The 704-nt window shown below is 32.4% G+C and carries 1 protein-coding gene; it reads right to left on the bottom strand.

Annotated elements, in window-relative coordinates; genetic code table 11:
* Positions 1–214 precede the first annotated feature (214 nt).
* Positions 215–704 (bottom strand): hypothetical protein (locus ACY2RU_RS17775; protein WP_490139828.1); only part of this gene is annotated, 490 nt, incomplete at its 5' end.

Below are 704 nucleotides of genomic sequence, written 5' to 3'. Positions count from 1 at the left end.
TAGTGGCGATTCTTGGCTCGTTTTTGCTCAACTAGTTTTGTGGACACAAAAGCTGGAAGCGACGTCGGCGCGTGCGACTCGGAAGCAAAAACGAAGCCCTCTACGGATTTATTCGGTTAATCTAAGATAGTCTTTTTTGCGGGAAAATTAATTCTAATAACCAACTTAGCCATTAGCTTTATACGGTGTTAGCACCAGTTATTTTGTCATTAATTTAATAAATCGGATTTATAATCTCAATACCTTCTCCGCTTTCCATCGGGTTAAATTGAAAATAATAAATCATTTTTAAGTCTTCCTTGTTCAGAGTTTCATTGTTCAATTCATCAAAAGGTGGGTAATCAACTTTGAAATTCCAATTCATCTTTTGGTTTAGATTTAGCCAATCCGTTTTGACATCATAAAATTTTAAAATATAATTTTCAAATCGAAATTCAACTGTTAGGGTTTTTACTTTTTCTGGAAATTTTGGTATTGAAAGAATACAATCCTTAACCTGACTTTTATATACTTTACTGTCAGAAACAAAGTCTATTGTAAAATTCTTGCAAATATCCATTTGTCCTTTGTCTTCCACCTCAAATGAAATCAGTATTTGTTCGTTTTTATCAAATTGTTTCTTGGGTGAGTAATCAAATGCCATTAACAATATTAAAGCAAAAAATAGAATAGGTATGACTTTGGTTCTGTTCATAATTGGTGCT

The organism is Ulvibacter sp. 2305UL32-6 (genome assembly GCF_058148545.1).
This window is presented reverse-complemented; position numbering and strand designations above follow the sequence as displayed.